Below are 26,779 nucleotides of genomic sequence, written 5' to 3'. Positions count from 1 at the left end.
ATCCATAATAAATACCGAATATTATTAAATTCTAGAAAGGAAAATTAAGAGGGGAACGCAAACGTTCCCCTTTTTTAAATAATTTGAGATTAAAGCTTAGCTTCGATCATCGCTTCAAGTTTGCCTTGGTCAACAGCGAAGTTGCGGATACCTTCAGCTAGCTTCTCAACGGCCATTGCATCTTGGTTGTGATCCCATAGGAACTCAGCGTGAGTCATAGCAGCAGGGCGCTCTTTAGCACCTTTAGAGTCAACTAGCTTCTCTACCACGTCACCTTCAGCGGCTTCTAGTTCAGCAAGAAGAGCAGGAGCGATAGTTAGACGGTCACAACCAGCAAGCTCTAGGATCTCACCGATGTTACGGAAGCTTGCACCCATAACTACTGTGTTGTAGCCGTACTCTTTGTAGTAGTTGTAGATGCTAGTTACAGATAGTACGCCTGGATCTTCTTGAGCTTCGAAGTCACGACCTTCTTTCGCTTTGTACCAGTCCATGATACGACCAACGAATGGAGAAATTAGGAATACGCCAGCCTCAGCACATGCACGAGCTTGAGCAAAAGAGAATAGTAGAGTCAGGTTACAGTTGATGCCTTCTTTCTCGAGGATTTCAGCTGCGCGGATACCTTCCCAAGTTGAAGCCAGTTTGATAAGGATGCGATCGTTAGTGATGCCCGCATCGTTGTACATTTTTACTAGCTGGCGTGCTTTAGCAACGCTGCCTTCCATGTCGTAAGAAAGACGAGCGTCTACTTCTGTAGAGATACGACCAGGGATAGTCTTTAGGATTTCTTTACCGATGTTGACTGCAAGCATGTCGCAAGTGTCTTGTACTTGCTGAGCTTTGTCGCTGCTTTGAGATTTTGCGTATTCGATAGAAGCGTCGATAAGAGGCGCGTATTCTTCGATTTGAGCGGCTTTAAGAATCAGAGAAGGGTTAGTCGTTGCATCTTCTGGCTGGTATTTTTTAATCGCATCGATTTCACCAGTGTCTGCTACGACAGTCGTTAGTTTACGAAGTTGCTCTAATTTGTTGCTCATTTCGATCATCCTATTTAATGGGCGCTCACATCAAAACAGTTAATGTGAGTGGTGCAATTGCAAGCGAGTTAGCTAATCGTTTTTTAACCCTTTCCGAGTTCATTAAATCAACTAACCGGAATAAATTTCAGCGTGAGAGCACTTGCTGTGAACATTTGCTCTCACGATGAGTAAATGATGGGTTCATATTTATCTCATCCAGACAGAATGTCAATCGCTAATTGAAGGTTATGGTGATGTTCATCAACTATTTTTCCAATTGCTTTTGTCGGCTATTCGATTTAAACGTTTGCCAAGGCATGGCAAGGGTTGGGGAGAATATGCAGAGCATAATAAATAGCCTGAGAATTTGTCGCAGTGGTGAGCAAATGTTGCAATTATCTATAGTGATGACATATGCTACAGCACTGAGCAGATGTAATAGGTATTTTCTCCTATAGGAGCCCAAGCAAAATGAGCAAGTCACAACAAGATATGTCTGATGACAGCGCTGATCTACTTACCGAAATCTCCGTTGCCTATTATCAGGACGGAGCAACCCAGGAAGAAATATCCAAGAAGTTTTCTGTATCGCGGGCCAAAGTAGGGCGGATGCTAAAGCAGGCTCGTGATGAAGGTATCGTTGAGATTACCGTCAAATATCACCCCGTATTCAGTGCCAAGATCGAGCAAAGACTAATTGAAAGGTTTGGCGTTAAGCGCGCTTTGGTTGCGCTTGATCAGCCGAGTGAAGAGCAGCAACGTTTGCAAGTGGCAGGGTTAGTATCCAAGTACATGGCCAGCTCTATTCAAAATGGGTCTGTTGTGACTGTCGGTCAGGGAAGGAATGTTTCCGCGGTTGCCCGTCATATTGGCGTTATTCCTCAACGAGATGTGAAGTTTGTCTGTGGTATCGGCGGGATTCACCCTCGCGGCGGTATGTTTAACGCTGATCATATCTGTCGACAATTTGCCAAGAGCTATGGCGGTACATCAGAAACGCTTTACGCTCCTGCATACGCAGAAAACCCAGAACAGAAACACGCGTTTATGCAGAATGCGACAGTAAAGCAAACGCTGGATCTCGCTCGTAAGGCAGATGTCGCTTTGGTCGGGATTGGCGATATGAGTGAGAACAGCTATATGGTTGACTTGGGTTGGTTTACAGCAGATGAAGTGGTTCAATCTCGCATGCTTCAAGGGGTTGTTGGTGATTTTGCAGGTTACGATTTCTTCGATATTAAGGGGCAGTCTGCCAAGACCGTCATGAGTGATCGTGTCATTGGTTTAAGCATTGAAGAGTTTCGACCCATTTCAGAAGTGATTGCCATTGCAGCCGAGAACAGTAAGCCATTGGCGATGCTTGGCGCGCTGAGAACAGGTGTGATTGATGTGATTGCCACCAGCGTAAGCAACGCACTCACTGTACTCAACCTAGATGAGCAAATGAAATGACCGCGAGAGATTGTTCGCCCAAAAGCACAAGTCATCTCCTCGGGGTTCTCTTATAATTTGTCCTTTACTTTTTCTTTTACGAAACCCATAAATGCCCGAATTCTAGCGGGCATCTGCAAGCCGTAGTTGTGTACAGCTAAGACTGACGCTTTAAGGCTCATCCCATCCGTTTTTAGTTGCGTCAACTTGCCTTCCTTTAAGTCGTCTTCAACGGCGAGAATAGGTCAGCACATAATTCCATCAGGCTCGACACGATTTCACATCGCAGGGCAATTGGGTATTAATGAGCTTAGCAAAGTGCCGGAGAATGCTGAGGATCAGATTATACTGGCTTAGCAAAATGTGCGTGGTGTGTTGCAAGCCAATAGAATCGATATACATGACCTAATTAGTACTCGGATTTACATAGTAAATCGTCAAAATCTTGAAGGCTACCATGGAGCTAAGGCGCGTTTTCGATTTGATATAGGCGCTCTACCGACGACATCTTTATTCGTCAATGGCCTGTTCGAAAATAATTGGAAAGTAGAGAATAGAAGCTGAAGCGGCCAAACGCGTTCAAGTCAGCGACATACTTAGGCTTTTTTGATTGTATGTTCAGTAAAAAAGAAGAGGCAGCCGTTATTGCTGCCTTTTATGTGAAATGAACGCTAGCTGATCGGTAAACTGTCGTCTGCGCCCCATTCGGTCCACGAACCGTCATACACTGAAAGGTTTTGATATCCGCAAAGTTGTGCAGCGAGAAGAACAATCGCTGCCGTCACACCTGAGCCACAGCTGAAAATGTGTTGAGATTTACTGCTATCCATTGAGCGTTCCAAGATTGATTTTAGATCGCTAATAGGTTTGAGTTTGTGGCCTTCCATCAACTCAGCGAAAGGCTGACATATTGAATTTGGAATATGGCCAGCTCGCACACCAGGTCTTGGCTCGGTGACTTGCGCATTGAATCGCGCATGAGAGCGTGCGTCAACGGTTTGGTTGGATGCGTTCGAGATTTGGTCAAGTACGTATTGCGCATCAACAAAGAAAGAAGGGTCGAGCTTGCCGTTAAAGTTACCTTCAGTAGCGGCCTTTTTGTAAGAAGTGACAGTGTCATATCCAGCTAGCTTCCACTCAGTCAGGCCACCATTCAAGATATACACTTCTTTATGTCCCATTGCTCTTAGCATCCACCATGCGCGCGGAGAAGCAAACGTCCCACTGTTGTCGTAGACCACAATGATTGAATCTTGATGCAGGCCAATGCTTTTAGCTAGCTGGTTGAAGCGATCTTCTGAAGGCATCATATGAGGAAGCGAAGCGTCAGGATCGCAAAACACAGAGTCGTAATCAAAGCGAATAGTATTTGGAATTAAGTTCTGATTGTCTTTTTCCGGTTCTGATGGGATCTGAAATTCAATACTTGTATCTAGTACAACCAACTTATCCGTTTGTTGTAGTTCAGCGAGCTGTTTTGGAGTGATCAAGGGTGACATAATACTTCCTTATATAAGTTTATGAATTTTATGCAACTAATTTACAATAGGGCTTTAGAGGTCACAACAGGGACTGCTAATGTTTATTTGTATAGGTGTAGCATTGTACATAGCGATAGCTGATAGCGTCAGAAAAGAGTGCGGATTTCTTGTCAAGTTCCACGATGGAATTGGCAGAACATTCAGTTTGAGGCGGGATGCTAATCATAGTTTTCTCACCATCGCTAAATTCAATATTCAGAAAGCGTCGATTTCCATCAAGTGACTGGGTGAGAGTTTGAGTTAAGACAAGCGCTTGAACTCTAGTGGTTTGCGTTGGCTTATTGAGCGCTATCAATCCAAGCAAGACCAGAGATAAGAGGAGCAGGGCGGCCAGAAATATTTTCGGGTTGTTCATAGGGTCTGTTGACCTTTTGCGGTTAAATTTTGTTCGAGATAAAAGCGTTTTAGTCGCGGCGAGAGGTTTGTCGCCTAGTGACCTAAGCAAAACACCTCTCAACAAAGAGTAAAACGCTTTTAGCCGAACCCTCTGGGCAGCGTTTGTGGTTCCTTTCTACTGCGTTATCGGCTTATCAGGTAGGGCAACTACATTTCAAACCCTCTGCCTTGTATAAAGAACCCACAAACTGCTGCAAAAATCAGCTCAAAAGGTCAACAGATCCTAATAACCTTTGTACTCCTGGCCGTTCATGGTGAGCTTAGCTACAGACGGGGCAACTCGGCATTTTCATCAGATTCATTTCTCGCCATGACATGGTCATCGCATCAAGAAGTAGAATCTTGCCTTCTTTCGCCTGTCCATAATTGGCGATAACTTTGATCGCTTCCATAGCTTGTACCGCACCGATGATGCCGACAACTGGCGCCATGACTCCAGCTTCAACACAGCTTAATGCTGCTGAGCCGAACAGTGCGCTTAAACATTGGTAGCAAGGTTGTGCATTATCCTGATAAGTGAAAACACTGATTTGACCTTCCATTCTTATTGCTGCACCTGAAACCAGTGGTGTTTTTAACTGGTAGCAGAGGCGGTTAAGCTGATTCCGAGTCTCCACGTTATCCGATGCATCAAGCACTAATGTATGCGTCTCAATTTCGGTTTTTAAATCCTCATCACTCAATCGTTGAGCTATCGTTCGCACTTGTAGGTGAGGGTTCAGCTGTTGCAAAGATTCAGAGGCAGAGACGACTTTCTTCTTACCAACGTCGCCATCATGATGAAGTACTTGGCGTTGCAGATTAGACAGTTCTACAACGTCATCATCAATTAAGGTCAGAGAGCCGACCCCTGCTGTAGCTAGGTATTGGCTTGACGCGCAGCCAAGCCCACCAGCACCAAGAATCAAAATCGAGCTTTGCTTTAGTGCCTCCTGGCCGTCAAAATCAAACTGCTTCAGGATAATTTGACGGTTGTAGCGAAGCATTTCTTGATCGGAAAGGATCTCCAATGTGCTCACTCCTAATATAGGGTTGAATTGAACAACTGGATATTCACGGTTTCACCGACTTCAATACGGCCACGCTCACGTTCCAAAACGACAAAGCAATTTGCCAAGCTCATAGAGCGGAAAGCTCCTGAACTTTGGTTTCCTGTTGTTTCTACAACAAACTTGCCATCTTCGATGGTGTAAACGCCGCGTTGATAGTCTGTGCGTCCCGGTGCTTTTTTAAATGCACTGCGAGTGATAGCTGGAATGGATTCAGGTGCTTTCCATTCAGTGTGTCCGGCAAGTTTCGCTAACATAGGCTGAACAAGAACGTACATTGTTAGCACTGCTGACACTGGGTTACCTGGAAGTCCGCAGAACCAAGCGGTCGATAACTTGCCAAATGCAAATGGCTTACCCGGCTTGATGGCAAGCTTCCAGAAGCCGATTTGGCCGAGTTGTTCCAATATGTCTTTGGTATAGTCGGCTTCACCGACACTCACACCACCCGATGTGACAACAACGTCAGCTAAAGTCTGCGCTTTTTCAAACGTTGCTTTTAGCTCTTCCGGGCAATCAGGAATAATACCAAGATCGACAGGTTCACAGCCGAAGTTTTCAATCAGAGGTTTTATGCCGTAACGGTTACTATCGTATATTTGGCCAGCTTTGAGAGGTTCACCAAGGGGCTTGAGTTCGTCTCCTGTAGAGAAGAAGGCAACACGAGGTTTACGAACGACAGTGACATGACTGATACCCAAAGTGGCAATCATCGGGATATCTCGCGCGGTAAGGCGCGCGCCTTTAGGCAGTACCACGTCATCTTTGCGAATGTCATCACCTGTAGGGCGAATGTTATTCTGCGGCTTCACATCGGTCTGATTGAACTTCACGCCTTGCTCTGTCTGCTCAGTGTTTTCCTGCATGATGACGGCATCGCAGCCTTCAGGAATTTGAGCGCCAGTCATAATTCTAACGCAAGTGCCTTTGGGCCATTCGCCCTCCAAAGGTTGGCCTGCAAAAGATTTACCCGCCAAAGGCAGAACATTATTGTTGTTTAAGTCGGCAATACGAATTGCGTATCCGTCCATTGCTGAGTTATCAAAAGGCGGAACGAAAATAGGGGAAAGTATATCTTCAGCAAGAACATAGCCAATGGCTTCGGCAAGAGGCAGCTGTAAGGTGGTTTGGATTGGTTTTATTGGCGACAGCATTTGTTCCATCGCTTCTTCGATTGGCATTAAGCCAGGAGCATCACAGCAACCCATAATAGTGTCCTAAATCGTTATTATATTAGCTTTTAATGAAAATCACTTTATCATAGAAATCGTAGTCATAATAATGACCACGGATAAAATATGGATGTAATTATTCAAAAATCCGAGTATCCTTGTCGGCCATCCGAAATGGGTAAATCCCTTTATTTACGGGTATGTTAAGTTGCTCAGTGGTGAGCCAAGAGTTTGTCTGTCGCCTCAATCAAATCAAGTGGTTGAAGTATAAACGGCAAGGTTATGTAAGAGGAAGTGGAATGTCAGGTCTTAGCGAATCCGCGAAGTTGGTAAAAGATGCGCTAGAAAGCCGCGGTTTGGAGACACCAATGTCGCCAAACCAAATCAGTCGTGAAGAGAAAAAAGAAAAGATTCAGTACCATATGCGTGAAATACTTTCTCTTCTTGAGCTGGACCTTACCGATGACAGTCTTGAAGAAACGCCGCATCGCATTGCAAAGATGTACGTTGACGAGATTTTCTCTGGTCTTGATTACACCAATTTCCCAAAAATCACGGTGATTGAAAACAAGATGGACGTGAGTGAAATGGTGCGCGTAAAAGGCATCACACTGACAAGCACTTGTGAGCATCACTTAGTAACGATTGATGGCCGTGCGACTGTGGCGTATATTCCGCGCGGAAAAATCATTGGCTTGTCCAAGATAAACCGCATCGTTCGTTTCTTTGCACAGCGCCCTCAGGTGCAAGAGCGCATGACTCAACAAATTCTGATCGCACTGCAAACTCTGCTAGAGTCTGATGATGTTGCAGTCACCATTGATGCCACGCACTATTGCGTGAAATCTCGTGGGGTGATGGATGCAACAAGCGAAACCACCACCACTGCGTTAGGTGGTATTTTTAAGAGCAACCCGGCTACGCGCCACGAGTTCCTACACGGAATTCGTTAGAGCGGCCGATACGCTTTACGGATTATTCAAAACCGCTTCCTTGTTGAAGCGGTTTTTACTTTTTAACTGCTTACGGATCCACATTCGTTAGCCATCCTTGAAGGATACACTTGTGACAACCTCATTTAAGAGCCTGAATCTTAGAAGTGAACTGATAGAAACACTGAACAGCCTCAACTACACTGAAATGACGCCGATACAACAGCAGGCATTGCCAATTGTTCTTGAAGGTAAAGATGTGATTGGCCAGGGCAAGACAGGCTCGGGCAAAACAGCGGCGTTTACTCTTGGCTTACTGAGTAACTTGAACGTTAAACGCTTCCGTGTTCAGACCTTAGTACTGTGCCCAACTCGCGAGCTTGCCGATCAGGTAGCGAAAGAGGTTCGTACATTGGCACGTGGCATTCATAACATCAAAGTTCTCACCTTGTGTGGTGGTATGCCGATGGGGCCTCAAATTGGCTCGTTAGAGCATGGCGCGCATATCTTGGTGGGTACGCCTGGGCGTATTTTGGATCACCTTTCTAAAGGTCGTATCAATCTAGCTGAGATGAACACTTTGGTTCTGGATGAAGCTGATCGAATGTTGGAAATGGGCTTTGAAGAGGCTATTGACGCAATTATTGACGAAGCACCTCAAGACAGACAAACCTTATTGTTTAGTGCGACGTTCCCGAAAAACATTGAGTCTTTAGCATCTAAAGTGATGCGTGATCCTCAAATGATCAATGTGGAATCAACGCATCAGACAACCACCATCGAGCAGCGATTCTACAAGTTAAATACAACAGAAGAGCGTGATGATGCTCTGGAAGCGCTATTATTGACACACAAACCTGAGTCGTCAGTTGTGTTCTGTAACACAAAGAAAGAAGTCCAGAAAGTGACCGATGAGCTAAACCACCGTGGGTTTAGCGTTGTCGAACTTCATGGTGATATGGAGCAGCGTGAACGCGAACAGGCATTAACCATGTTTGCTAACAAAAGTGTCTCAATTCTTATAGCGACGGACGTAGCAGCGCGTGGCCTTGATGTTGACAACCTTGATGCTGTGTTCAACTTTGAATTGTCACGTGACCCTGAAGTGCATGTCCATCGAATTGGCCGTACTGGTCGAGCCGGCTCTAAAGGTGTAGCGTTTAGCTTCTACAGTGAGAAAGAAGAATATCGTGTCGCACGTATTGATGAATACATGGATATCGCGATCTCTCCAGCTGTACTACCAGAAAAACCAGTAGAAAGGCCTTTCTACCCTAAAATGCAGACGATTCAGATCCTTGGCGGTAAGAAGCAGAAAGTTCGTGCAGGGGACATATTAGGTGCTCTAACGAAACAGGCTGGACTGGATGGGAAGAAAATTGGCAAGATCAACATTCTTCCGATGGTCTCTTATGTGGCTGTTGAACACGAGATTGTAAAGCCAGCATTGAAGCAGCTTCAAAACGGTAAAATGAAAGGGCGTAACTTTAAAGCTCGTGTGATGAAGTAACGTTTCCACTAAGTTTTTTAAAGCCTCCGCACCGGAGGCTTTTTTCGTTTGCTACTGCGTAAATTTGTAAGTAACCCCAAGGCTTACAGACCAGCCGAGATCGCTTTGAATTAACGGGCTGTCCGAGTCATGATGTTGTAACTCAAACTTTGCGAGCGTTAACCAATCTGGGGTTATGGTGTAGATGCCAATCAGACCTGTTTGATAAACCCAATTGCTACCAGAGCTGTATGTGTTCAGACCTGACGCAGCGGATTCTTGAGCTGAGATATCATAGAGATGCTGCGAGAGCTTTCTATCGCGAAAATCGACTTCAACGTAAGGCGTTAGCGTAAATTGCTCAAAAGGAAGATCAAGGGTTCGCCCTAAATGCAGTTGAACTTCATAACCATCATGCTCGTTAGTCACATCATGCAAGTAAGTGAGCCGAGCGCCGACTGTACCAATGGTTACACCCAGTTCACCGTTACCATCGCGTTCGTCTATCCCGTTGGGAATATCATCAAAATCATCCGAAACTTCAGCGAATCGCCACTGACCTGAAATCCCTACATACGGGAGAACAGAGATGTTCACTAGGCTACCATCAACGAATCCGTACTCGCCGTTGTAAAAAACGTTGGGTTCAAGGGAAAGTGAGCCACCACCATTGTCAGAATAAACTGACTGGCCATAGGCGCCGCTCGCGCCGATAAAGCCGAACTCATAATATTGTTCTTGTGCTGACGTGTTAAGAGCGGTTAATGCTGTGCATGCGGCAAGTAGGGTGGTCGTTTGTTGTAAGTTCATAAAGGTTCTCCTTATCGACTCAAAAGAAGAACGGATTTTCGATGTTGGCATTGCAGCAATGATTAGAGAAAAAGCGCATAAGTTATGCGTTTAACAGCATCAGGAAAAAGAAAAGCCAACCATTGTTTAGGTTGGCTTTGGTATCGACTGTTTGGATGGATTAACTGTCGAATAGGTACATGTACTCACCGTAACCTTGTTCTTCCAGTTCATTGACCGGAATGAACTTCATGGCGGCTGAATTCATGCAATAGCGCAGGCCCGTTGGCGCGGGACCATCTTTAAAAACGTGGCCCAAATGAGAATCAGCAAATCGGCTTCTCACTTCTGTTCTTGGGTAGACTAAATGGAAATCCGTTTTAGTGACGATGTACGCCTCATTAATAGGTTTGGTAAAACTCGGCCAGCCTGTCCCCGACTTGTACTTATCAGTAGAAGAAAACAGAGGCTCACCTGACACGATGTCAACATAGATACCGTGTTGTTTGTTATCCCAATACTCGTTGCTGAAAGCTCGTTCGGTTCCTTCTTCCTGAGTAACGTAATACTGGAGATCGGTTAACTTAGCTTCAATCTGTTTTTCAGAAGGCTTGCTGTAAGGTTTTACGTTTAAAACGGCCTTGTGATCATCAATCAGCTGGCGCAGCGTCTTAGGATTTTTTTCTCGATCATCACCAAATATGTCATCCAGATACTGATCGCGGCCTGATGCGTAACGATAGTAGTTGTAACGGATCTTGTTACGTTTGTAGTAATCCTGATGATAGTTCTCTGCTGGCCAGAACTTGGTGAACTCAATCAGCTCGGTTTTTAGCGGCTTTTTGAAAATACCGAGTGCTTCGATTTCTGCCATAAAGTTTTCTGCGATCTGCTTTTGCTCATCGTTATGGTAGAAAATCGCAGGGCGGTACTGAGGACCACGGTCAACAAAGGATCCTTGGTTGTCTGTTGGATCTATATGACGGAAGAATTGGTCAAGGACTTGTTCGTAACTCACGGCTTCTGGGTCATATTTTACTTCGATCACTTCAATATGACCAGATTTACCAGAAGAGACCTGCTGGTAGGTCGGGTTTTCTAGCTCGCCACCGGCATAACCAGAAACGACATCGATAACACCATGTAATTTTTCCAAGTCGGATTCTGTACACCAGAAGCAGCCACCCGCTAATGTAGCGACCTGATAGTCGCCATAAGCCGAGCTTCTTGTTACGTCGCTATTTGCTGTGCCAAAAAACGACGCGAGCACAGCGGTTAGGGCAATAGCGGCAAACACTATCTTAGACTTCACTTTCATATCAACCTCTTCGATTGCTTTGTCTTTGATTGATAAGAAAGGCAATTCGTAGGAAAAATTGCATTGGATCGCATTTTTCTAGAGATTTTTCGTTTAGAAAGTAAAAAGGCAGCTTAAAAGCTGCCCTTGAAATGAAGAAGTGAAGTTAGCCTAGTGAAGGTAAAATACCCATAGTGATGAGCAGTTGGGCTGCGATGATGACAAAGCCAATTGTACCGCTGATCATCAAGCCTGCTGTACCACCAAACACTTGGTAGCCACCTTGAGTTTCCTCAGCAACACGAGCTTTCTTGACCATCATAATAGGCAGGAATATGGCTAGAATCGCTAGCGCAATCGCTGCGTATCCAAGAGCCATAATAAAGCCTTGTGGGTAGAACAGGGCGAAGCCCATTGGCGGGACAAAGGTAATAGCACCAATGACGATGCGGCTAGAAGCGGTTTTGTTCTTGTTGAAGCTATCGCCTAGGAATTCAAACAGACCTAAACTCACGCCCAAGAAAGAAGTCAGCAACGCTAAGTCAGCAAAAACACCGATTGTCTGACCAAGGCCTGACTGGTGAACTTTGGTCGACAGCGTTGAAATCAGCCCGCTTAGGCCTTGGTTATCGACCAACGCATCCTGGCTTACCACACCAAGGGTTACAATTTGCCAGAAAACATAAATGATCAAAGGAATAGAAGAGCCAACAATAATGGCTTTACGCAGTGAAGGTGTATTGCCATCTAGGTAGTTCACGATAGCAGGGATACTGCCGTGGAATCCGAAAGACGTAAAGATAACCGGAATAGCTGCGACGACAAGGCCTTGTTCAACAGGCATGCTCAGTAGGTACGACTCAGTCACATTCGGTGCAAGGAAGGTCAGAACCATCGCCATCGCGATTAGTTTGATCGTGAACAGTACGCGATTCACTTTGTCGACTGTACCAGTGCCAATGGTTACCACAGCGGCGACTACTAGCGTAAAGATGACGGTTGAGGTCGTTGACGTGATTTCAAGACCCGTAAACTGCGAAATGCGTTCACCAAATTGTGTACCGCCACCTGCTATGTATGCTGCACAAAGTGAGTAGAACAAGAACAGCATAGAAAAACTGGCTACCCATTTGCCTTTTTGCCCCAGAAACTGCTTGGCAAGAGTATGAAGTGTTGCACTCGCTTCTGCGTGTTGGTGGAGTTCGACCATCAATAGAGCGGTATAAGCCATTAATGCCCATAGTGCGACCATGATGATGAGTGAAGTCGTGAAGCCTAATCCGGCAGAAGCAAGAGGTAGAGCGAGCATGCCTGCACCGATAGTCGTGCCGGCGATGATCAAAGTACTACCCAGAACCTTTGATTTTGTCATGTATAATATTCTTTACGTTTTTGGTTTGGTATGGATTTTAAAACTAGAAAAAATGCATAAATCAGTGCACAAAATCTATGTTTAGGGCATTTTGTGGAATTAAACTGATAATTTCAAGTGAAATGTACATTTAAGTAACCATGTGTGTATTGTTTTGTTTACGAAAGGTCTCGATCTAGATTAGAATTGGCAATGCAAACGTTTACTTGGGACAAAAATCATATCGCATTGATTATTTACTTTGTTCTTTCAAAAAACTGTCATATAAGTGGTTTAAAAAGGAGCAATAGGCCTTATATTCATGTTGAGACTTGAAAACAGGTCTATAAAGTTGTTTGTAATTAAGGAGGTCAGAATGAGTGACCAAACATTGAACGAAGAATGCCTTGAATTGCTAGATGCTATGGAGATTGGTTTTGAACTGTCAGATTATGAACAGTCAATCGAAGCGCTAGCAGAAGAAATCTTCAAAAAATAATCGTTCGTAGAAATCAACATTAGCGTTGATACCAGAAAGAGCCAGTGCAAATGCGCTGGCTTTGTGCTTTTATGAAATGATTGTTTCGTACTAGTTAGCACTATGAATTACCTCGCCCACCTTCACATAGCACAACACTGCGAGTCGAGCATGTTGGGAAATTTGCTCGGGGACTTTGTAAAAGGTAACCCTGAACACCACTATGCAGCCGATATCGTCCAAGGAATAAAGCTGCACCGGTTTGTCGACAGTACAACCGATAGTCATGCACTGATGTTAAAAGCCAGAGAGTACTTTCCCGGAAAGAGTCGGCGTTTTTCAGCAATAGCATTGGATGTGTTCTGGGATCACTGTCTGGCGTCTGAGTGGCAGAAGTACAATGCCACTAGCTTGCGAGATTTTTGTCTTGATGCCGAACGTAAAGTCCTTGCCGAATACCCAGAAACACTTCCCGAGCGTTTTATCGCTGTCAGCGGAGCAATGTGGAAAGGCCGGTGGTTAGAATCCTATCAAGAAATTGAGAATATCGAGTATGCGCTGCAGAGAATGTCAACTCGATCGCCGAGAATGGGGGAGTTATCGCGCTGTTTTGATACGTTAGAGCGTCGTTATCAACCATTGAAAGAAATATTCCATACCTTGTACCCAGAGATACTAAACGCTGCGAAAAGATTCTGATAGAATCGGCGACCCTGTTTCATTCGGAAAGTTACCATGTCTTTATTTCAACATCTGGGCCTGTCTCAGGCACTTGCATCTACTGTAGAAAAATTAGGTTTTGATACGCCAACACCTATTCAGGAGCAAGCTATTCCTCTCGTACTTGAAGGAAAAGATGTGCTGGCGGGGGCTCAGACAGGAACAGGGAAAACCGCTGCCTTTGGCTTGCCACTACTCAACAAGCTACTTGATCAGGAAACGTCGCGAGATCTGCAATCAAATGATGTCTTAGCCTTGGTGGTTGTTCCTACACGTGAGTTGGCGCAGCAAGTTTTCGATAGCTTAACGGCTTATGCGAGTGCGACTGAGATCAAAATTGTGACCGCTTACGGTGGCACCAGTATGAATGTTCAGACGCAAAACCTAAGGCAGGGTTGTGACGTATTGATCGCAACCCCTGGACGTTTATTGGATCATCTCTACTGCAAAAACATCAATCTTAGAAAAACCAGCTACTTGGTACTGGATGAAGCCGATCGCATGCTAGATATGGGATTCATGCCAGATATCCAACGTATATTGAAAAAGCTCAACCCTGAGCGTCAGACTTTGTTCTTCTCTGCGACATTCGATAAGCGCATCAAGACCATTGCTCATAAATTGATGAACGAGCCAGTCGAGGTTCAGGTAACGCCGTCAAATAGTACGGCTGAGACCGTCAAACAGATGGTTTACCCCGTCGATAAAAAGCGTAAAGCTGAACTTCTTGCCTACTTAATTGGTTCACGAAACTGGCAGCAGGTATTGGTGTTTACCAAGACTAAGCAGGGTAGCGATGCGCTTGCGAAGGAGCTTAAACTTGATGGGATCAAAGCAGCGTCGATCAATGGGGATAAAAGTCAAGGTGCACGTCAGAAAGCATTAGACGATTTTAAATCGGGCACAATTAGAGCGTTGATTGCAACCGATGTAGCGGCGAGAGGGTTGGATATTAATCAGCTAGAGCAAGTGGTTAACTTTGATATGCCATACAAAGCCGAAGACTATGTTCATCGTATTGGTCGTACTGGCCGAGCTGGTCAGGAAGGTCTGGCGGTATCGCTGATGAGCAAAGACGAAGAATACTTGCTCGAAGCGATAGAGAGGCTCCTTGATGCGCGTTTACCACAAGAGTGGCTACAGGGCTTTGAACCGAGTATTGAAGCGCCAAATGAAAATGAACACGAGCGCGGAGCAAGACGAAAAAGCCGCTCTTCGGAAAAACGAAAGATGAAAGCGAAGCTCAAGATTCATGCGAATAGAGGCAAGAAGAAGTAGTTAGCCAAATTATTAAGAGCCGCAGAGATGCGGCTTTTTTTATGCGTGATTAACAAATTATCAATATAAACATAGGATTAACTGTATTTGAACGATATATTGATCGCGGGCATTGTTCATAAAGGACTTGATATGCAGCTTGAGCTACTCAAAGAAGGTGATGTAGAGAAACTTTTTGAGTTCGAGACTCAAAACAGAGAATGGTTTGAAGCCAATATCCCTCCGCGTGAGACAGACTTCTATTCACTTGAAGGTGTAAAAGAACACATTCAGATGTTCCTACTGGAGTTTGCCGCGAAAACTTTGGTTCCAATGTTAATCGTTGATGAAAGCGGCGCGATTCTTGGAAGAGTTAATGTCTCTAACATTAGCCAGCGCAGGAAGGTTGCCCATATTGGCTATCGAGTTGGGAAATCCTTCACCAACCGTGGTGTTGCGAAGTTTGCCGTCTTAAACATTATTCGAGTTGTTGAAAAAATGGGCGTTAAAAAGTTGGTAGCTTACGCATCCACTGAAAACTTAGCGTCACAGAAGGTATTAACGGCTAACGGATTTCGGCCAATGAAAGTAGTAAACAATTACGCGGAAATGCACGGAAAGCCGATTGACTGTATTGAGTATCAGTTACTAATCAATTGAGGAGCAATGGATGATCAAGCAAGTAGGCACAACACAAATCAAAGAATATCACAAAGCAACCTGCCACTGCGGAAACGTTGAAATCGAGCTGCACCTTCCACAAGGGATCGATAAACCAAGACGCTGCGATTGTTCGATTTGCCGAAGAAAGGGGGCGATTGTCGCTTCCGTAAAACTAGACGGAATTCGTATACTTAAAGGCCAAGAGTTGCTAAAGCTTTACCAATTTAATACAGACACGGCTAAGCACTACTTTTGCTCTCAATGCGGTATCTACACTCACCATCAACGCCGTTCAGACCCGACGGAATATGGTTACAACGTCGGGTGTTTAGAAGGAGTTAATCCTTATGACTTGGGTGACATTGTCACTTATGATGGTGTGAATCATCCAGCGGATCGTTGAATCTTAGTAAGGAGTTATCATGGAATTTCCGATCAAAGCGTCTTGTCAGTGTGGGCAACTCTCCTATCAACTTAAAGCAGCGCCGATAAAAGTTGTTGCATGTCACTGCCAAGAGTGCCAGAAATTATCGACTAGCCCGTACAGTGTAACAGCTATTGTTAAGGCTGAAGATATTGAGTTTCAGGGAAAGCTAAATGAATGGCAGCGTATAGCCGACAGTGGCAACAAAAATATTGCCAAATTCTGTGGCCAATGCGGTAATCGCATTTATCACTATAACCCAGATGATACTGCTACGATCAAGTTGAAGTTGAAGCCAGTTGGTCGACAATATAGTGCTATGTTCGAGCCCGAGATACACCTGTGGTTAAGTGAAAAACAGAATTGGGTTCAAATTCCAAAACATATTCAGTGTTTTGACAAACAACCTTGATATTAGGAGCCGCTCGGGCTCCTTTTTGATACACAACATTTGGTATTTAAATACTGAATTCTCTCCATTAAAGCTTTTAATATTAATAATTTATTTTGTTTTTCTTATCATTAGCCAAGATCTATCACGTTAACTGTGGCTTGACTTAGCGGGGTCTTGAACTATTACTTACCGATAGCAACAACGTTATGCTGATTGAACAGTTTTTGGAGTTATTACTATGAAAAAAACCTTAACTTTGCTGTGCGCGGTTATGGCTTCCACCTCGGTTTTGGCGAAAAATGATGTCACTGTCTATGGTGACGATTCATATCCCCCTTATTCGTACGTTGAAAGCGGTAGAGTAACAGGCATTTATACCGTTATTCTCGAACGGATTTTTTCTAAAATGCCCGATTACAATGTGACGATAAAAGGCGTGCCATGGAAAAGAGGGCTATCAGAAATCGAAGGTGGTAAGATTTTTGCACTTTATCCACCATATAAACGCCCAGAGCAGCGTCCTTATATGGAATACGATGTGCCTATACTTGACGAAAAGCTGGTTGTGGTTTGCCAGAAATCAGTGTTAAGTAGCCCAAAACCTAATTGGCCAGGGGATTACATGGGCTTAACGATAGGTAACAATGCAGGCTTCTCAGCGGGCGGCGATGAATTCAGAGCAGCAGTGAAAGCGGGTAAAATCAAGCTCAACGAAACAAAAGGTACACCTAAAAACCTGCTTAAACTTATTGCCGGTCGCGTCGATTGCTACATGAACGATGCGCTTTCAATCCAGTGGGAACTGAAAAAGCTACAAAACGAAGGTAAGTATGATGGTCAAAGTGTTGTCGAAGGCGCTACGATAAGTTCAGAGCAGGGTTTCTTGGGTATTGTTACCGATGGTAGTAAGTTCCCATACAAAGAGGGCTTTAAAACTCAATATCATAAGATACTATCTGAGATGAAAGAAAGCGGAGAAATTGATCAGATAGTTAATGAATTTATTAAATAGACAATACTTGATGCTGATAAAAACGGAAGTGTTAAACTTCCGTTTTTTTTGCTTAAAATGGAACGTACTGGCTTTAATCTCTTGTAGATAAGATAACTATATAAATAACATTATTATCAATTTAAAGAGGGTGTAGATAACCTAGATAGTTTTGTTAATTCCAATTGTGGTGAAATTCACTTTTCATATTTAATTGTTAAATATACCAATGGCATAAGTTTAGGTGATGTGAGTTTTTATAGAGATTTCCCTCTCAAAATGAATCTTTTTTTCTTATGTTGTCCCACTTTTAAGACGCACAGTTTATAATGCTCGCTAATAGTTTATAAGTGATGAATAAACGCGCTGCTAAATAGGGTGTTTTTTTTGTGTGTTGAGTATGAGTGCTAAGCATCTATTAGTAACGACAGTGATCCTGTCTATTTGTAATAGTATTTTATGGTGGTGTGTTTATCAGCTGGCTAGCCAAGCATAAAACGGCTTTGGTAAGTATTAAATGCTGTTTTGGGTAATTGTAGAGATAATAGAAATTCGCTGTGTTACGAATTAAAAAGCCACCTAGTACAGGTGGCTTTGATGTTATGCGTAGCGTGCAACGAGTACTTGCCAACTTCGTCGTTGTGCTTTGAAGTCTTGTTTCATCTGATGGTAGCGGACTTTGAGCACGGAATGTTCGTACTTCTTTGCTAAATCGCTTTTCTTGCTCTCAAGGATTTCTTTCTTCAATTCATAATAATCTGACATCTTGCTCATCAGTATATCGAATTCCTTGTTTAACGTTTCGTTAAGCAGTGAAGCATTGGGAAGCTTACTCACGTTCAGAGATGCTTTCGCTAACGCTTGCTTTGCCATCGCTTTTTCAATCTTCATCTTCGGCGTAACGCGGAGTTTTCTTGTCAGACCAAGCCATGAACAAGATTTAATTAGCCACTTGGTTGGATCGTATTGCCACCAATGAATACCGTTACGATAATCGTTCTCAAAGATATGATGATAGTTATGGTAACCCTCACCAAAAGTGAATACCGCTAGTACTGCATTGTCACGTGCCGTATTTTTATCCGTGTAAGGCTGCGAACCCCAGATATGGGCGAGTGAGTTGATAAAAAATGTCGAATGATGACTCAGCACTAAGCGAACTACACATACCATAAGCAGCATTCCCCAGATATCCTGATAAATCACACCGAGCAATAGGGGGAGGCCAATGTTCATCACTATGGCTAGTAGCAAGTAGTATTTATGTTGCCACATCACGATTTTATCTTTCTGCAAATCCCGACAGTTGCCGTAATCAGAGTAAGTGGCTGGTTTATAATGCCTTAGCATCCACCCAATGTGAGAGAACCAGAATCCACGTTTTGCAGAATAAGGGTCTTTATCATTATTATCGACATGCTTGTGATGAACTCGGTGATCAGAGCTCCAGTGCAACGCACTGTTTTGCAGCGCAAATGCGCCACCAAGAGCGAAAAGTAATCTTAGAGACCAATGCGCATCGTATGTTTTGTGGGACCACAGGCGGTGATAACCCGCCGTGATTGAAAGGTTACAAAAAGAAAAGGTGATCAGCAGCCAAAGCCAATGTTCCGCCTCGTATCCGAACTCGAAGCCATACCAAGGAGCAATGACAACGGCGACGATAAAACTAGAGAGAAAAAGCGTAACATTTAGCCATATTAGCGGTGGCTTTTCCTTTACAGACATTTCTATTATCCATTCAGCTAACAGTTGTGCGCCAGAATATCAGCGTACATGTGTAAGTCAAATGAAAGTTAAGTGTGGTGTGAGATCAATGAAGGATAAATCGGCCAGAAGCTATAAACAGAATGATCAATAAGCATCATTGCGTGAGTATCGGAGCAGTCGTGGCAAATAATGTTGAATTTTCTTTAGTATGATTGGCTTTTAGTTAAATGTTTTATAGTATGAAGAGATACACAATCCTTACAGGAAGTAATAAGGAACTATAAATGGAATTAAAAGTAGCTGAATATAGCGACTACGAACGCATCGCTTCTCTACACGCTCAAAGCTGGAAGAAATTCTATCAAGGTTTACTGGCCCCTGACTATCTTAACCATGATGTGATGGATGAACGACTTGCTATCTGGCAAACACGGTTGATCAACCCTCCTTTTAACCAGCATGTTCTTTTGCTGGAAGAAGGCGGACTGCTATGTGGATTCATATGTGCTTTTGGTAATCATGACTTTGAGAAAGGCACCATTATCGACGCTTTACACATTGACGAGAATTATCGTGGAAGAGGGCTGGGAGTCAAATTGATTGCAGAAATGGCAAAGTGGATTGCGCAACACTTCCCTGACAACGGCGTATATTTAGAAGTGATTAAGGACAATCAACAAGCCGTAGAGTTTTACAACCACATTGGTGGTCAACTGGCTCAAGAGCGTTTGTGGAAAGCGCCTTGTGGTAGTCAGGTTCCTGAATTGGTTTACGCCTGGAACTCTGGTGATGATCTACTTGAACGTATCGGTGGCCATATTCAGGTAGAGGTCGTAACAGATTGATACAGTGTGGTCCTTTCTCCTGATAATTCTTGGACCATACCCAAAAGGTCGTTAGGCAATTTGGCATCAGCCTTTTCACTCATTCACCTAATGGTCTGTGTTAAGACGAAACGTGATTAATCCATGTGTTGTGGTGCGGTATTTGTTGCAAAATATGGCGTCAAAATCGCGGACACAAGTATAGGCCAGCATCACTTGTTGCTGCTTAGCTCATTTCCCAGAGGAAATCGCAGGCGGCTCAGTTCGTGTAAGCCAGAATTCATTGAAGGAAGCTCACGGATTGGCGGTCGACTGGGTTTTATGCCTGATTTATACGCCTTGGAGTAGCATTAAGGTGAGAAAGTAATAATTTGATGCTGTTAGGTGAGAGTTATCAAACGTAGTGTGGTACCCCTCAGCCCTTTAAGCGAGGGGATTTTTATCTAGGATGCTTGTGAAAAGCCAAGAAAGTGGTGGTTGGCCGCTTATTTGGTTAGGTACTTGTCCATTTCTTCTTTTGGTACCATTCCTCCCCCTGTCGCCCAAACTAGATGAGTGGCGTTTTCAAGCTGTGTGTCGGATAGACCAAGCCTAACTAAGTATTCGTGATCTTGCGAGACGATGATTGGCCCCTTCATTCCGGCTAATGCGGAGGGCTCAAGTTTGATGTTTTCTGTTTGATTGAGTTTTTTAAGGTGAGCGAACAGGGTTTCATCTGACACAGTATAATAGCCATCTATCATTCGTTCCATTGCTCTACCTACAAAACCGGATGCTCGGCCAACCGCTAGGCCATCTGCTGCCGTGACGTTATCCAGTCCAATATCTTGAACTGAAATTTCATCATGCAAACCTGTGTGAACGCCCAACATCATACATGGTGAATGTGTTGGCTCAGCAAAAAGACAATGTACGTGATCTCCAAAAGCGAGTTTCAATCCAAAAGCAACGCCTCCTGGGCCGCCACCAACCCCACAAGGTAGATAAACAAAAAGAGGGTGCTCTTCATCCACTAAAATGTCCATCTCTTCAAACTGCGCTTTGACTCTCTCTCCAGCCACCGAATAACCGAGAAAAAGCGTTTTTGAGTTCTCATCGTCAATAAAAAAGCAGTTCGGGTCTTGTTCTGCGTCAAGACGACCTTGCTCAACGGCGACACCATAATCACTGTCATACTCTCGAACGATGACCCCATGTTGACGGAGTTTGGCTTTTTTCCACTCTCTGGCATCTGATGACATGTGCACAGTGACATTAAAGCCAAGTTTTGCGCTCATAATACCAATAGACAACCCGAGATTACCTGTTGACCCAACAGCAATGCTAAATTGCGAGAAAAAGGTTCTTAGTTCAGGTCTACTCAGATTTATATAATTGTCGTCCTCGTTCAGCAGCCCATGTTGACACGCCAGTTTTTCCGCGTGGGTCAGCACTTCATAAATCCCACCGCGCGCTTTAATAGAACCTGAAATAGGTAGTTGGTTATCCATTTTGAGCATCAACTGCCCCGCAATGTTGGTTTGGTACTGGGCCTCCAATGCTGATTTCATTGAAGAAATCTCACGAATGGGTGATTCAATAATGCCATTGCTGTCTTTGGTTTGAGGGAATACGTGAGCCAAGAAAGGCGCAAAACGTTTCAACCGTGCGGCGGCATCATCGGTATCCGCTTTACCCAGCCCTACATATGGGAGGGCAATGCTAGTTGTCGTTACGGAAGGGTTAAACCAGCTCGTTTCTACCAAATGAGTAAGGGTATCAATGAGTGGGTACTGTTTTGTTAGATGGCGCATAGTCTATCATCGGCTTAAAGGTGATGGTTTGATTAAACCTTTGTTCAGCAACTCTGGCAAACGATCAATACTCACTTATAGATGAATCAGTTTCACTCAAATTAAGGGAGAATTCTAGGCTTAGTTGGTTTAAGATAAAATTTTTCACGTAAAGCGAAATCAACATAAAGTAATGAAAATTGATATAAGCACACGCCTTAATACTCAGTTAAATGGTCTACAGCTCTCAAAGCTTTATACATTCGAGGTCGCTGCTCGTATGAGTTCTTTCGCTTTGGCAGCACATGAACTTTGTTTAACCCCTAGTGCGGTGTCTCATCAGATAAGTAAGTTAGAGAATGAGCTCAAGCTTCAATTGTTTGAACGTCAACATCGTAAGGTGACTCTGACCTCTGATGGGGAGCAGTTGTTTATGTCCGTGACGTTAGCCTTGTCGCAACTTAATAACAGCATTGAACAGGTAAAAAATGGTCATGTATCGGGTGGTTTAACTGTGTATTCTAGGCCATCGTTTGCACATGACTGGTTGGTTCCAAGGCTATGTGATTTCAGTGAGCATTACCCATCAATCGACCTCAAACTGATCACGGGTAACGACACACTTGATTTAAATCGACATGGCATTGATCTGGCTATTTACTATAGCAATGTCACCCCTGATACCAGTTGGAGCCTAAAATTGAATGAAGAGCATATGGTTCCTGTATGCTCGCCAAATTATGCTTCGCAATATGCTTTAAATAATGAAACGCAAGATCTTTCGAATTGCACGCTATTGCATGATAACCAGGCGTGGCACATCGATTCTTTGCTCGATGAATGGAAATATTGGCATGAACATTTTACTCAGTTTGAACTGCAAAATTGTCGTTCGATTGGATTTGATCAGTCGACCTTGGCGGTAAGCGCAGCTAAGCATGGGGCAGGAATTGCGATGGGGAGATGGAGCTTAGTAAAGCAGGAGATAGAACGAGGCAACCTCATGATGCCGTTCCCAGAGCGAATGATTAAATCGGGGTATTACTATTATCTTATTGCGGTACAAAGTACCTTGTCCGCTAAGCAGAAGTGTTTTGTGGATTGGATGAGCAGCCAGCTGAAAACGTATAAATAAAAAGCGCTTTAGATAAAGCGCTTTTTAACTGCGTATTTCACTCTACTTAGATGTTTGGAATTCGGCGACAGCTTGATCCATCTCACTTGCCTGCAAAGACACTTTGTCGACTTCAGTCAGGCAGTTTTGCGCTGAGTGCATGTTCCCTTCCGAGATACTATTCAGTTCAGTGATAGATTCGCTGACCTGGTTCATAACGATGCCTTGCTCTTCAATCGCAGATGCAATCCGTTCGGAGTTAGCCTGAATATTCGTCATGTCGGTAATAATTTGACCTAGACTTTCATCCAGTGTTTCTGAAGCACCAAGTGTCTGCTGGCCTTGATCGTTACATTGATCAATATTGGTCACTACCGTTGCCATTTGTGTTTGAATGGCTGTCACAACTTTTGTGATTTCCTCCGTTGATTGATGCGTCCTGCTGGCAAGCGCTCGAACTTCGTCGGCAACAACCGCAAAGCCTCGCCCTTGTTCACCCGCGCGTGCCGCCTCTATCGCCGCGTTTAATGCTAATAAGTTAGTTTGCTCTGCAATGCCTTGGATGATATTGACCGCGTCGCCAATTTTATCAACGTGATCGTTCAATGAGCTGATAGAGCCTTGGCTGTCTGAAAGGATTTGCGATAACTGGCTGATATTTTTTACTGTTTCTTCTACAACTTCTCGTCCATGCTGAGCGTTGACAGACGCTTGCTGAACGCCTTCAACCGCGACTGCTGTGCTTTCGGAAATCTCATTAATGGTCGCTACCATTTCTTGTACCGAGGTTGCCATCGTAGAGGTGTGATCAGCTTGAACATGAAATTGCTCAATGACACTTTGCAGCTCGTTGTGCATACTTTGAGTGCTTTGTGACAAGTCTGAAGATTTGGATTGAGTACCAGAAATAAGCGCTTCTAGTTTGTCGAGTAGTCGATTGAAATAGTTACTGATCGCGACGAGCTCATTTTTCCCTGAAAGTTGGGCGCGGAGGGCGACGTTATTTGATCGAGCGATCTCCTGGATAATGGAAAGCAGGGCCGCGACCTGTTGGTTTATTGATCTGGAAATTTGGAAAATAAAGCCGAGAATAAATACCATAACAGCAACACTCACCCCTTGTTTAATCAAGGTGAGCTCTTTTCTGGTTGTCTCACTTTGTTCGGCGAGTGCAGCTGCGAAGGTTTTGAACTGTGTCTCCACCGCATGGGAGAGGCTACGAGCTTCGCCGAGTAGGCCTTCGTTATACTTTAGGCCGATGAGTTTCTTCTGAGCGACAACCTGATTCGCTGCAGCGATTAGTCCGCTTGCGTTGCTAGGAAGTAACTGGATTTGAACTTCTCCTTTGGCAATATGCTTGTCGAATTCGAACAGGTCAACCAACTGCTCGCTGGACAAAGACGGTTTTAAAGCCTTTAACTCTGTGTTGTAGGTACCGAGGGTTTTGACTTCAGGTTTGAGCCCTAGGGCATTGAACGCATTGACGAGATTGGTAAAACCGTTTTGATAACTGAGGATATCCTGCCTTACCTGGGAGCTTGAAGGTAAATCATTACCCTCTAGAACAGGGGCGAGTTCAGATTCGAGATCAAGAAAGATGTCCATATTCTTGTTAAATTTATCAAGGTATTTCATGTCCATCCTGAGAAGGAAATCCTTTTCGTTTCTCCTGAGATTGAGAAGACGAATTTCCAGTTCAGCGACGAGTAAATTTGCTTTATTTAGTTGCTTGGTGGTTTGGGCAAAATGAGAGGTTGTTAAAAGTAACGAGACAACCCCTAAAATAGCGACTGCACCTAATGAATACAGTTTGTTCTTGATATTCATGAGACTACCTGAGTTAATTGAGCGGTTAGTTTTATCGGCTTCTGTTTGAAGAGTAGCTGTTGTTTATAAATATATCAATTAATCTGGTCTGGCCAGATTTTTATGGATGGTAGCAATGTTTAATGTCGCAAATATTATAAAATTTAAACAATTGGAGCGGTATCAAGGTTTCATCTTTGATATGGACGGCACCCTAATCGATACCATGCCCGCACACTTGAAAGCTTGGGCGACAACAGCCATCGAATTTGGGTTTCCTTTTAAACAAGAATGGCTCCATAGCTTGGGTGGTATGCCAAGCTATAAAATAGCGTCTGAAATCAATAAGAAATATGGTTTGACGCTAGACCCCATGGCAGTATCCTGCTTTAAGATGAAAACCTTCGGTGCACTGGAAGATTTCGGACGACCAATAAAGTCTACCAATGAAGTACTCACGCATTTTTACGGTAAAAAGAAAATTGCGGTAGGGACAGGAAGTCAACGCGAAAGCGCTTTGCGACTGCTGTCAGAAAGCCAGATCCTCGACAAACTGGATACTGTCGTGACGGCGACAGATGTTAAGCGTCACAAACCTCACCCAGATACATTTTTAGTCGCAGCTCAAGAACTTAACTTATTACCAAGTGAGTGCGTTGTCTTTGAAGATACAGAGCTAGGGAAGCAAGCTGCACACGCAGCTCAAATGGACTGTGTCATGGTTGAAGGAAGTGGGTTAGCTTTCTATCCCTGCCCACACTAATAAAGAAAGAGCCGCATGACGGCGGCTCTGTTATTTTGTTATCTGTCCCAGTATGTCTCTTCAAGGCTATCTTCGCGTTCTGGCAGTGCGCGGCTTAGACGAGGGGAGTGCTGGGTTAACACTTCATAACTGACTCGGTTTGCGTATTTACAGATCTGAGACAAAGAAGAATACGTCAGGTAAGGCTGATCATGCTTAGATGAGTTTGGCACGTTTACTTGGTGGTGGCTATTGGCTGCCATATCATGCAAAAGTGCCGACAGTGCCGCGTCTCCAGCGCCGTTGGTATTCTTAATTTCTAATGGTCCACCTAAGTATGGGCCAATATGGGAATACACTTTGACTGGTGTCGCACAGTCACTTTTACGCATGGCTCGACTAAATTCGTACTTATTGAATTCTGGAATGTTACCCGGCAGCAATGGAAGCTCAGTGGTACGCTTTACTGACTCTTCAGTGTAGCCTGCCATATAAAGACCCACTGGGCCAGACGTACACAATACCAGATCAACCCATTCCAATGCTTTATCGGCAGCAAGAAGAGGATCTTTTTCACCGGTAAGTGCTTCACCTTCCTCTTCGTTCATTGCAACGATAGAAATGTTTTCCTTAATGTAGTTTTGCCACCATTCAGCATTGCCTTCAATGACCCATTTTGTGCCAAGAGTCAGCACAACAGGTACATTTTTCGACTTGGCAATCTCGATAGCGCGAGCAACCGCTTGCGGCATTGGGTCCTCAGGATTGCCACGCATCAGATAGGAAGATACGACCAAAGCAGATGCTTTATCAAAGACGTCTTCAGGAATACTATCCGGACGCAGCTTATTCATATGGCCTTCATTAATGGCAAACGTACGCTCACCATTTTCTGAGATTAAGGTGTAACAACGGCCAATTGAACCTTCGACCATTTGAAGATGGTTTAAGTTCATACGAGAAGAAGTACGACATAGATAGCGGTAAGCAAAAGAACCAACTTCAATGTTCTTAGACATGACGCCTAGCAACACAGACTTACTATCTGCCAATACCGAATAGTTGTGCAGCGTATTACCTATGGTATCACCAGGGTATTGATGAGTGATAAGTTCACGCTCTACCAGCTCTTCATACAGCGCGTCCGCTTTGCTTTCTTCTAAGACCAGAGAATGTCCTTTGCTCAAGTCGTATTTAGCTAGGAAGTCGTCATCCACACGAGCTTCGATATCCACAATTGTTTGACCAACACCGACAATGATAGGTCGGTAAAGCTTTGGCGTTTGCTTCATCTGGTTGACAAGTGGATCACGGGCGTGAGTAGGGAAGTAGTGCTTAGATTTGCGCTGTCCAGGAAACTTCATTTTTTGAGTGCAGTTGGAAATTTTCGCGCATCATATCACACCAATGAAAGA

At 44.1% G+C, this 26,779-nt stretch carries 26 protein-coding genes; 13 read left to right on the top strand and 13 right to left on the bottom strand.

Translation table 11 applies throughout. The annotated features are described in order from the left end of the window. Nucleotides 1-89: 89 nt before the first annotated feature. The gene (gene tal / locus OH455_RS11175) at nt 90-1,040 is read right to left on the bottom strand and encodes a transaldolase (protein WP_045977037.1); all 951 of its coding nucleotides are present in this window, start codon (nt 1,038-1,040) and stop codon (nt 90-92) included. 453 nt (nt 1,041-1,493) lie between these two features. Between tal and OH455_RS11170 the strand changes: the two genes are divergently transcribed. Then, a complete protein-coding gene (locus OH455_RS11170) occupies nt 1,494-2,474 on the top strand; it encodes a sugar-binding transcriptional regulator (RefSeq protein ID WP_269981418.1) in 981 nt (326 codons plus the stop codon). Nucleotides 2,475-2,524: 50 nt separating this feature from the next. Here OH455_RS11170 and OH455_RS11165 read toward each other — a convergent pair whose 3' ends face one another. The 5 genes from OH455_RS11165 to moeA form a co-directional block, all read right to left on the bottom strand. Continuing rightward, nucleotides 2,525-2,659 carry a hypothetical protein gene (locus OH455_RS11165; RefSeq protein ID WP_269981417.1) on the bottom strand — a complete coding sequence of 45 codons (135 nt, stop codon included), beginning with the start codon at nt 2,657-2,659 and terminating at the stop codon, nt 2,525-2,527. A gap of 465 nt (nt 2,660-3,124) precedes the next feature. Further along, the gene (locus OH455_RS11160; protein ID WP_443088599.1) at nt 3,125-3,955 is read right to left on the bottom strand and encodes a sulfurtransferase; all 831 of its coding nucleotides are present in this window, start codon (nt 3,953-3,955) and stop codon (nt 3,125-3,127) included. A gap of 73 nt (nt 3,956-4,028) precedes the next feature. Then, nucleotides 4,029-4,349: a hypothetical protein gene (locus OH455_RS11155; protein ID WP_269981415.1), complete on the bottom strand. Its 321-nt coding sequence runs from the start codon at nt 4,347-4,349 to the stop codon at nt 4,029-4,031. 301 nt (nt 4,350-4,650) lie between these two features. After that, entirely contained in the window at nt 4,651-5,400 is a 750-nt protein-coding gene (moeB, locus tag OH455_RS11150) for a molybdopterin-synthase adenylyltransferase MoeB (RefSeq protein WP_269981414.1), read from the bottom strand. An 11-nt stretch (nt 5,401-5,411) separates the two neighbouring features. Beyond that, on the bottom strand, nt 5,412-6,647 hold the full coding sequence (gene moeA / locus OH455_RS11145; RefSeq protein ID WP_269981413.1) for a molybdopterin molybdotransferase MoeA: 1,236 nt from the start codon (nt 6,645-6,647) through the stop codon (nt 5,412-5,414). 263 nt (nt 6,648-6,910) lie between these two features. Between moeA and folE the strand changes: the two genes are divergently transcribed. Together folE and dbpA are read left to right on the top strand one after the other, a co-directional pair. After that, a complete protein-coding gene (gene folE, locus OH455_RS11140) occupies nt 6,911-7,564 on the top strand; it encodes a GTP cyclohydrolase I FolE (protein WP_269981412.1) in 654 nt (217 codons plus the stop codon). A 112-nt stretch (nt 7,565-7,676) separates the two neighbouring features. Further along, on the top strand, nt 7,677-9,053 hold the full coding sequence (gene dbpA, locus OH455_RS11135; RefSeq protein WP_269981411.1) for an ATP-dependent RNA helicase DbpA: 1,377 nt from the start codon (nt 7,677-7,679) through the stop codon (nt 9,051-9,053). 51 nt (nt 9,054-9,104) lie between these two features. On the opposite strand, the gene OH455_RS11130 is transcribed toward dbpA, so the two are convergent. The 3 genes from OH455_RS11130 to OH455_RS11120 all read right to left on the bottom strand — a co-directional run bounded on the left by OH455_RS11130 (nt 9,105) and on the right by OH455_RS11120 (nt 12,490). Continuing rightward, nucleotides 9,105-9,842, bottom strand: coding sequence for a MipA/OmpV family protein (locus OH455_RS11130; protein ID WP_269981410.1), 738 nt, complete (start codon nt 9,840-9,842; stop codon nt 9,105-9,107). 160 nt (nt 9,843-10,002) lie between these two features. After that, nucleotides 10,003-11,139 (bottom strand): peptide-methionine (R)-S-oxide reductase MsrB, encoded by a 1,137-nt coding sequence (gene msrB, locus OH455_RS11125; RefSeq protein ID WP_269981409.1) that lies wholly within the window; start codon nt 11,137-11,139, stop codon nt 10,003-10,005. A 145-nt stretch (nt 11,140-11,284) separates the two neighbouring features. After that, nucleotides 11,285-12,490, bottom strand: a complete 1,206-nt coding sequence (locus tag OH455_RS11120) for an aromatic amino acid transport family protein (RefSeq protein ID WP_269981408.1) — start codon at nt 12,488-12,490, stop codon at nt 11,285-11,287. A gap of 355 nt (nt 12,491-12,845) precedes the next feature. Between OH455_RS11120 and OH455_RS11115 the strand changes: the two genes are divergently transcribed. The 7 genes from OH455_RS11115 to OH455_RS11085 all read left to right on the top strand — a co-directional run bounded on the left by OH455_RS11115 (nt 12,846) and on the right by OH455_RS11085 (nt 17,417). Next, the gene (locus OH455_RS11115; protein WP_269981407.1) at nt 12,846-12,968 is read left to right on the top strand and encodes a hypothetical protein; all 123 of its coding nucleotides are present in this window, start codon (nt 12,846-12,848) and stop codon (nt 12,966-12,968) included. 102 nt (nt 12,969-13,070) lie between these two features. Continuing rightward, on the top strand, nt 13,071-13,646 hold the full coding sequence (locus OH455_RS11110) for an acyl carrier protein phosphodiesterase (protein WP_269981406.1): 576 nt from the start codon (nt 13,071-13,073) through the stop codon (nt 13,644-13,646). A 36-nt stretch (nt 13,647-13,682) separates the two neighbouring features. Then, nucleotides 13,683-14,945: a DEAD/DEAH box helicase gene (locus tag OH455_RS11105; protein ID WP_269981405.1), complete on the top strand. Its 1,263-nt coding sequence runs from the start codon at nt 13,683-13,685 to the stop codon at nt 14,943-14,945. A gap of 87 nt (nt 14,946-15,032) precedes the next feature. Continuing rightward, nucleotides 15,033-15,584: a GNAT family N-acetyltransferase gene (locus OH455_RS11100; protein ID WP_443088598.1), complete on the top strand. Its 552-nt coding sequence runs from the start codon at nt 15,033-15,035 to the stop codon at nt 15,582-15,584. Between the two features lie 10 nt (nt 15,585-15,594). Further along, a complete protein-coding gene (locus tag OH455_RS11095) occupies nt 15,595-15,990 on the top strand; it encodes a GFA family protein (RefSeq protein ID WP_269981404.1) in 396 nt (131 codons plus the stop codon). Between the two features lie 19 nt (nt 15,991-16,009). After that, nucleotides 16,010-16,423 carry a GFA family protein gene (locus tag OH455_RS11090; protein ID WP_269981403.1) on the top strand — a complete coding sequence of 138 codons (414 nt, stop codon included), beginning with the start codon at nt 16,010-16,012 and terminating at the stop codon, nt 16,421-16,423. Between the two features lie 220 nt (nt 16,424-16,643). After that, nucleotides 16,644-17,417, top strand: coding sequence for a substrate-binding periplasmic protein (locus OH455_RS11085; RefSeq protein ID WP_269981402.1), 774 nt, complete (start codon nt 16,644-16,646; stop codon nt 17,415-17,417). A gap of 579 nt (nt 17,418-17,996) precedes the next feature. Here the strand turns inward: OH455_RS11085 and OH455_RS11080 are convergent. Further along, entirely contained in the window at nt 17,997-19,124 is a 1,128-nt protein-coding gene (locus OH455_RS11080; protein WP_269981401.1) for an acyl-CoA desaturase, read from the bottom strand. Nucleotides 19,125-19,390: 266 nt separating this feature from the next. Here OH455_RS11080 and OH455_RS11075 point away from each other — a divergent pair, with 266 nt between their 5' ends. Beyond that, nucleotides 19,391-19,951 (top strand): GNAT family N-acetyltransferase, encoded by a 561-nt coding sequence (locus tag OH455_RS11075; protein WP_045977019.1) that lies wholly within the window; start codon nt 19,391-19,393, stop codon nt 19,949-19,951. Nucleotides 19,952-20,415: 464 nt separating this feature from the next. Here the strand turns inward: OH455_RS11075 and OH455_RS11070 are convergent, their stop codons facing one another. Beyond that, entirely contained in the window at nt 20,416-21,723 is a 1,308-nt protein-coding gene (locus OH455_RS11070) for a D-serine ammonia-lyase (protein WP_269981400.1), read from the bottom strand. Between the two features lie 172 nt (nt 21,724-21,895). Here OH455_RS11070 and dsdC point away from each other — a divergent pair, with 172 nt between their 5' ends. Beyond that, nucleotides 21,896-22,837: a DNA-binding transcriptional regulator DsdC gene (gene dsdC / locus OH455_RS11065; RefSeq protein WP_269981399.1), complete on the top strand. Its 942-nt coding sequence runs from the start codon at nt 21,896-21,898 to the stop codon at nt 22,835-22,837. Between the two features lie 42 nt (nt 22,838-22,879). Here the strand turns inward: dsdC and OH455_RS11060 are convergent, their stop codons facing one another. Next, on the bottom strand, nt 22,880-24,643 hold the full coding sequence (locus tag OH455_RS11060) for a methyl-accepting chemotaxis protein (protein ID WP_269981398.1): 1,764 nt from the start codon (nt 24,641-24,643) through the stop codon (nt 22,880-22,882). 115 nt (nt 24,644-24,758) lie between these two features. On the opposite strand from OH455_RS11060, the gene OH455_RS11055 reads away from it, so the two are divergent. Beyond that, nucleotides 24,759-25,385: a beta-phosphoglucomutase family hydrolase gene (locus OH455_RS11055; protein WP_269981397.1), complete on the top strand. Its 627-nt coding sequence runs from the start codon at nt 24,759-24,761 to the stop codon at nt 25,383-25,385. A 38-nt stretch (nt 25,386-25,423) separates the two neighbouring features. Here OH455_RS11055 and OH455_RS11050 read toward each other — a convergent pair whose 3' ends face one another. Next, entirely contained in the window at nt 25,424-26,728 is a 1,305-nt protein-coding gene (locus OH455_RS11050; RefSeq protein WP_045977014.1) for an inosine/guanosine kinase, read from the bottom strand. Nucleotides 26,729-26,779 lie beyond the last annotated feature (51 nt).

It is taken from the genome of Vibrio sp. T11.5 (assembly GCF_027587155.1).
GTDB classification, from domain to species: Bacteria; Pseudomonadota; Gammaproteobacteria; order Enterobacterales; family Vibrionaceae; genus Vibrio; species Vibrio neptunius.
This window is presented reverse-complemented; position numbering and strand designations above follow the sequence as displayed.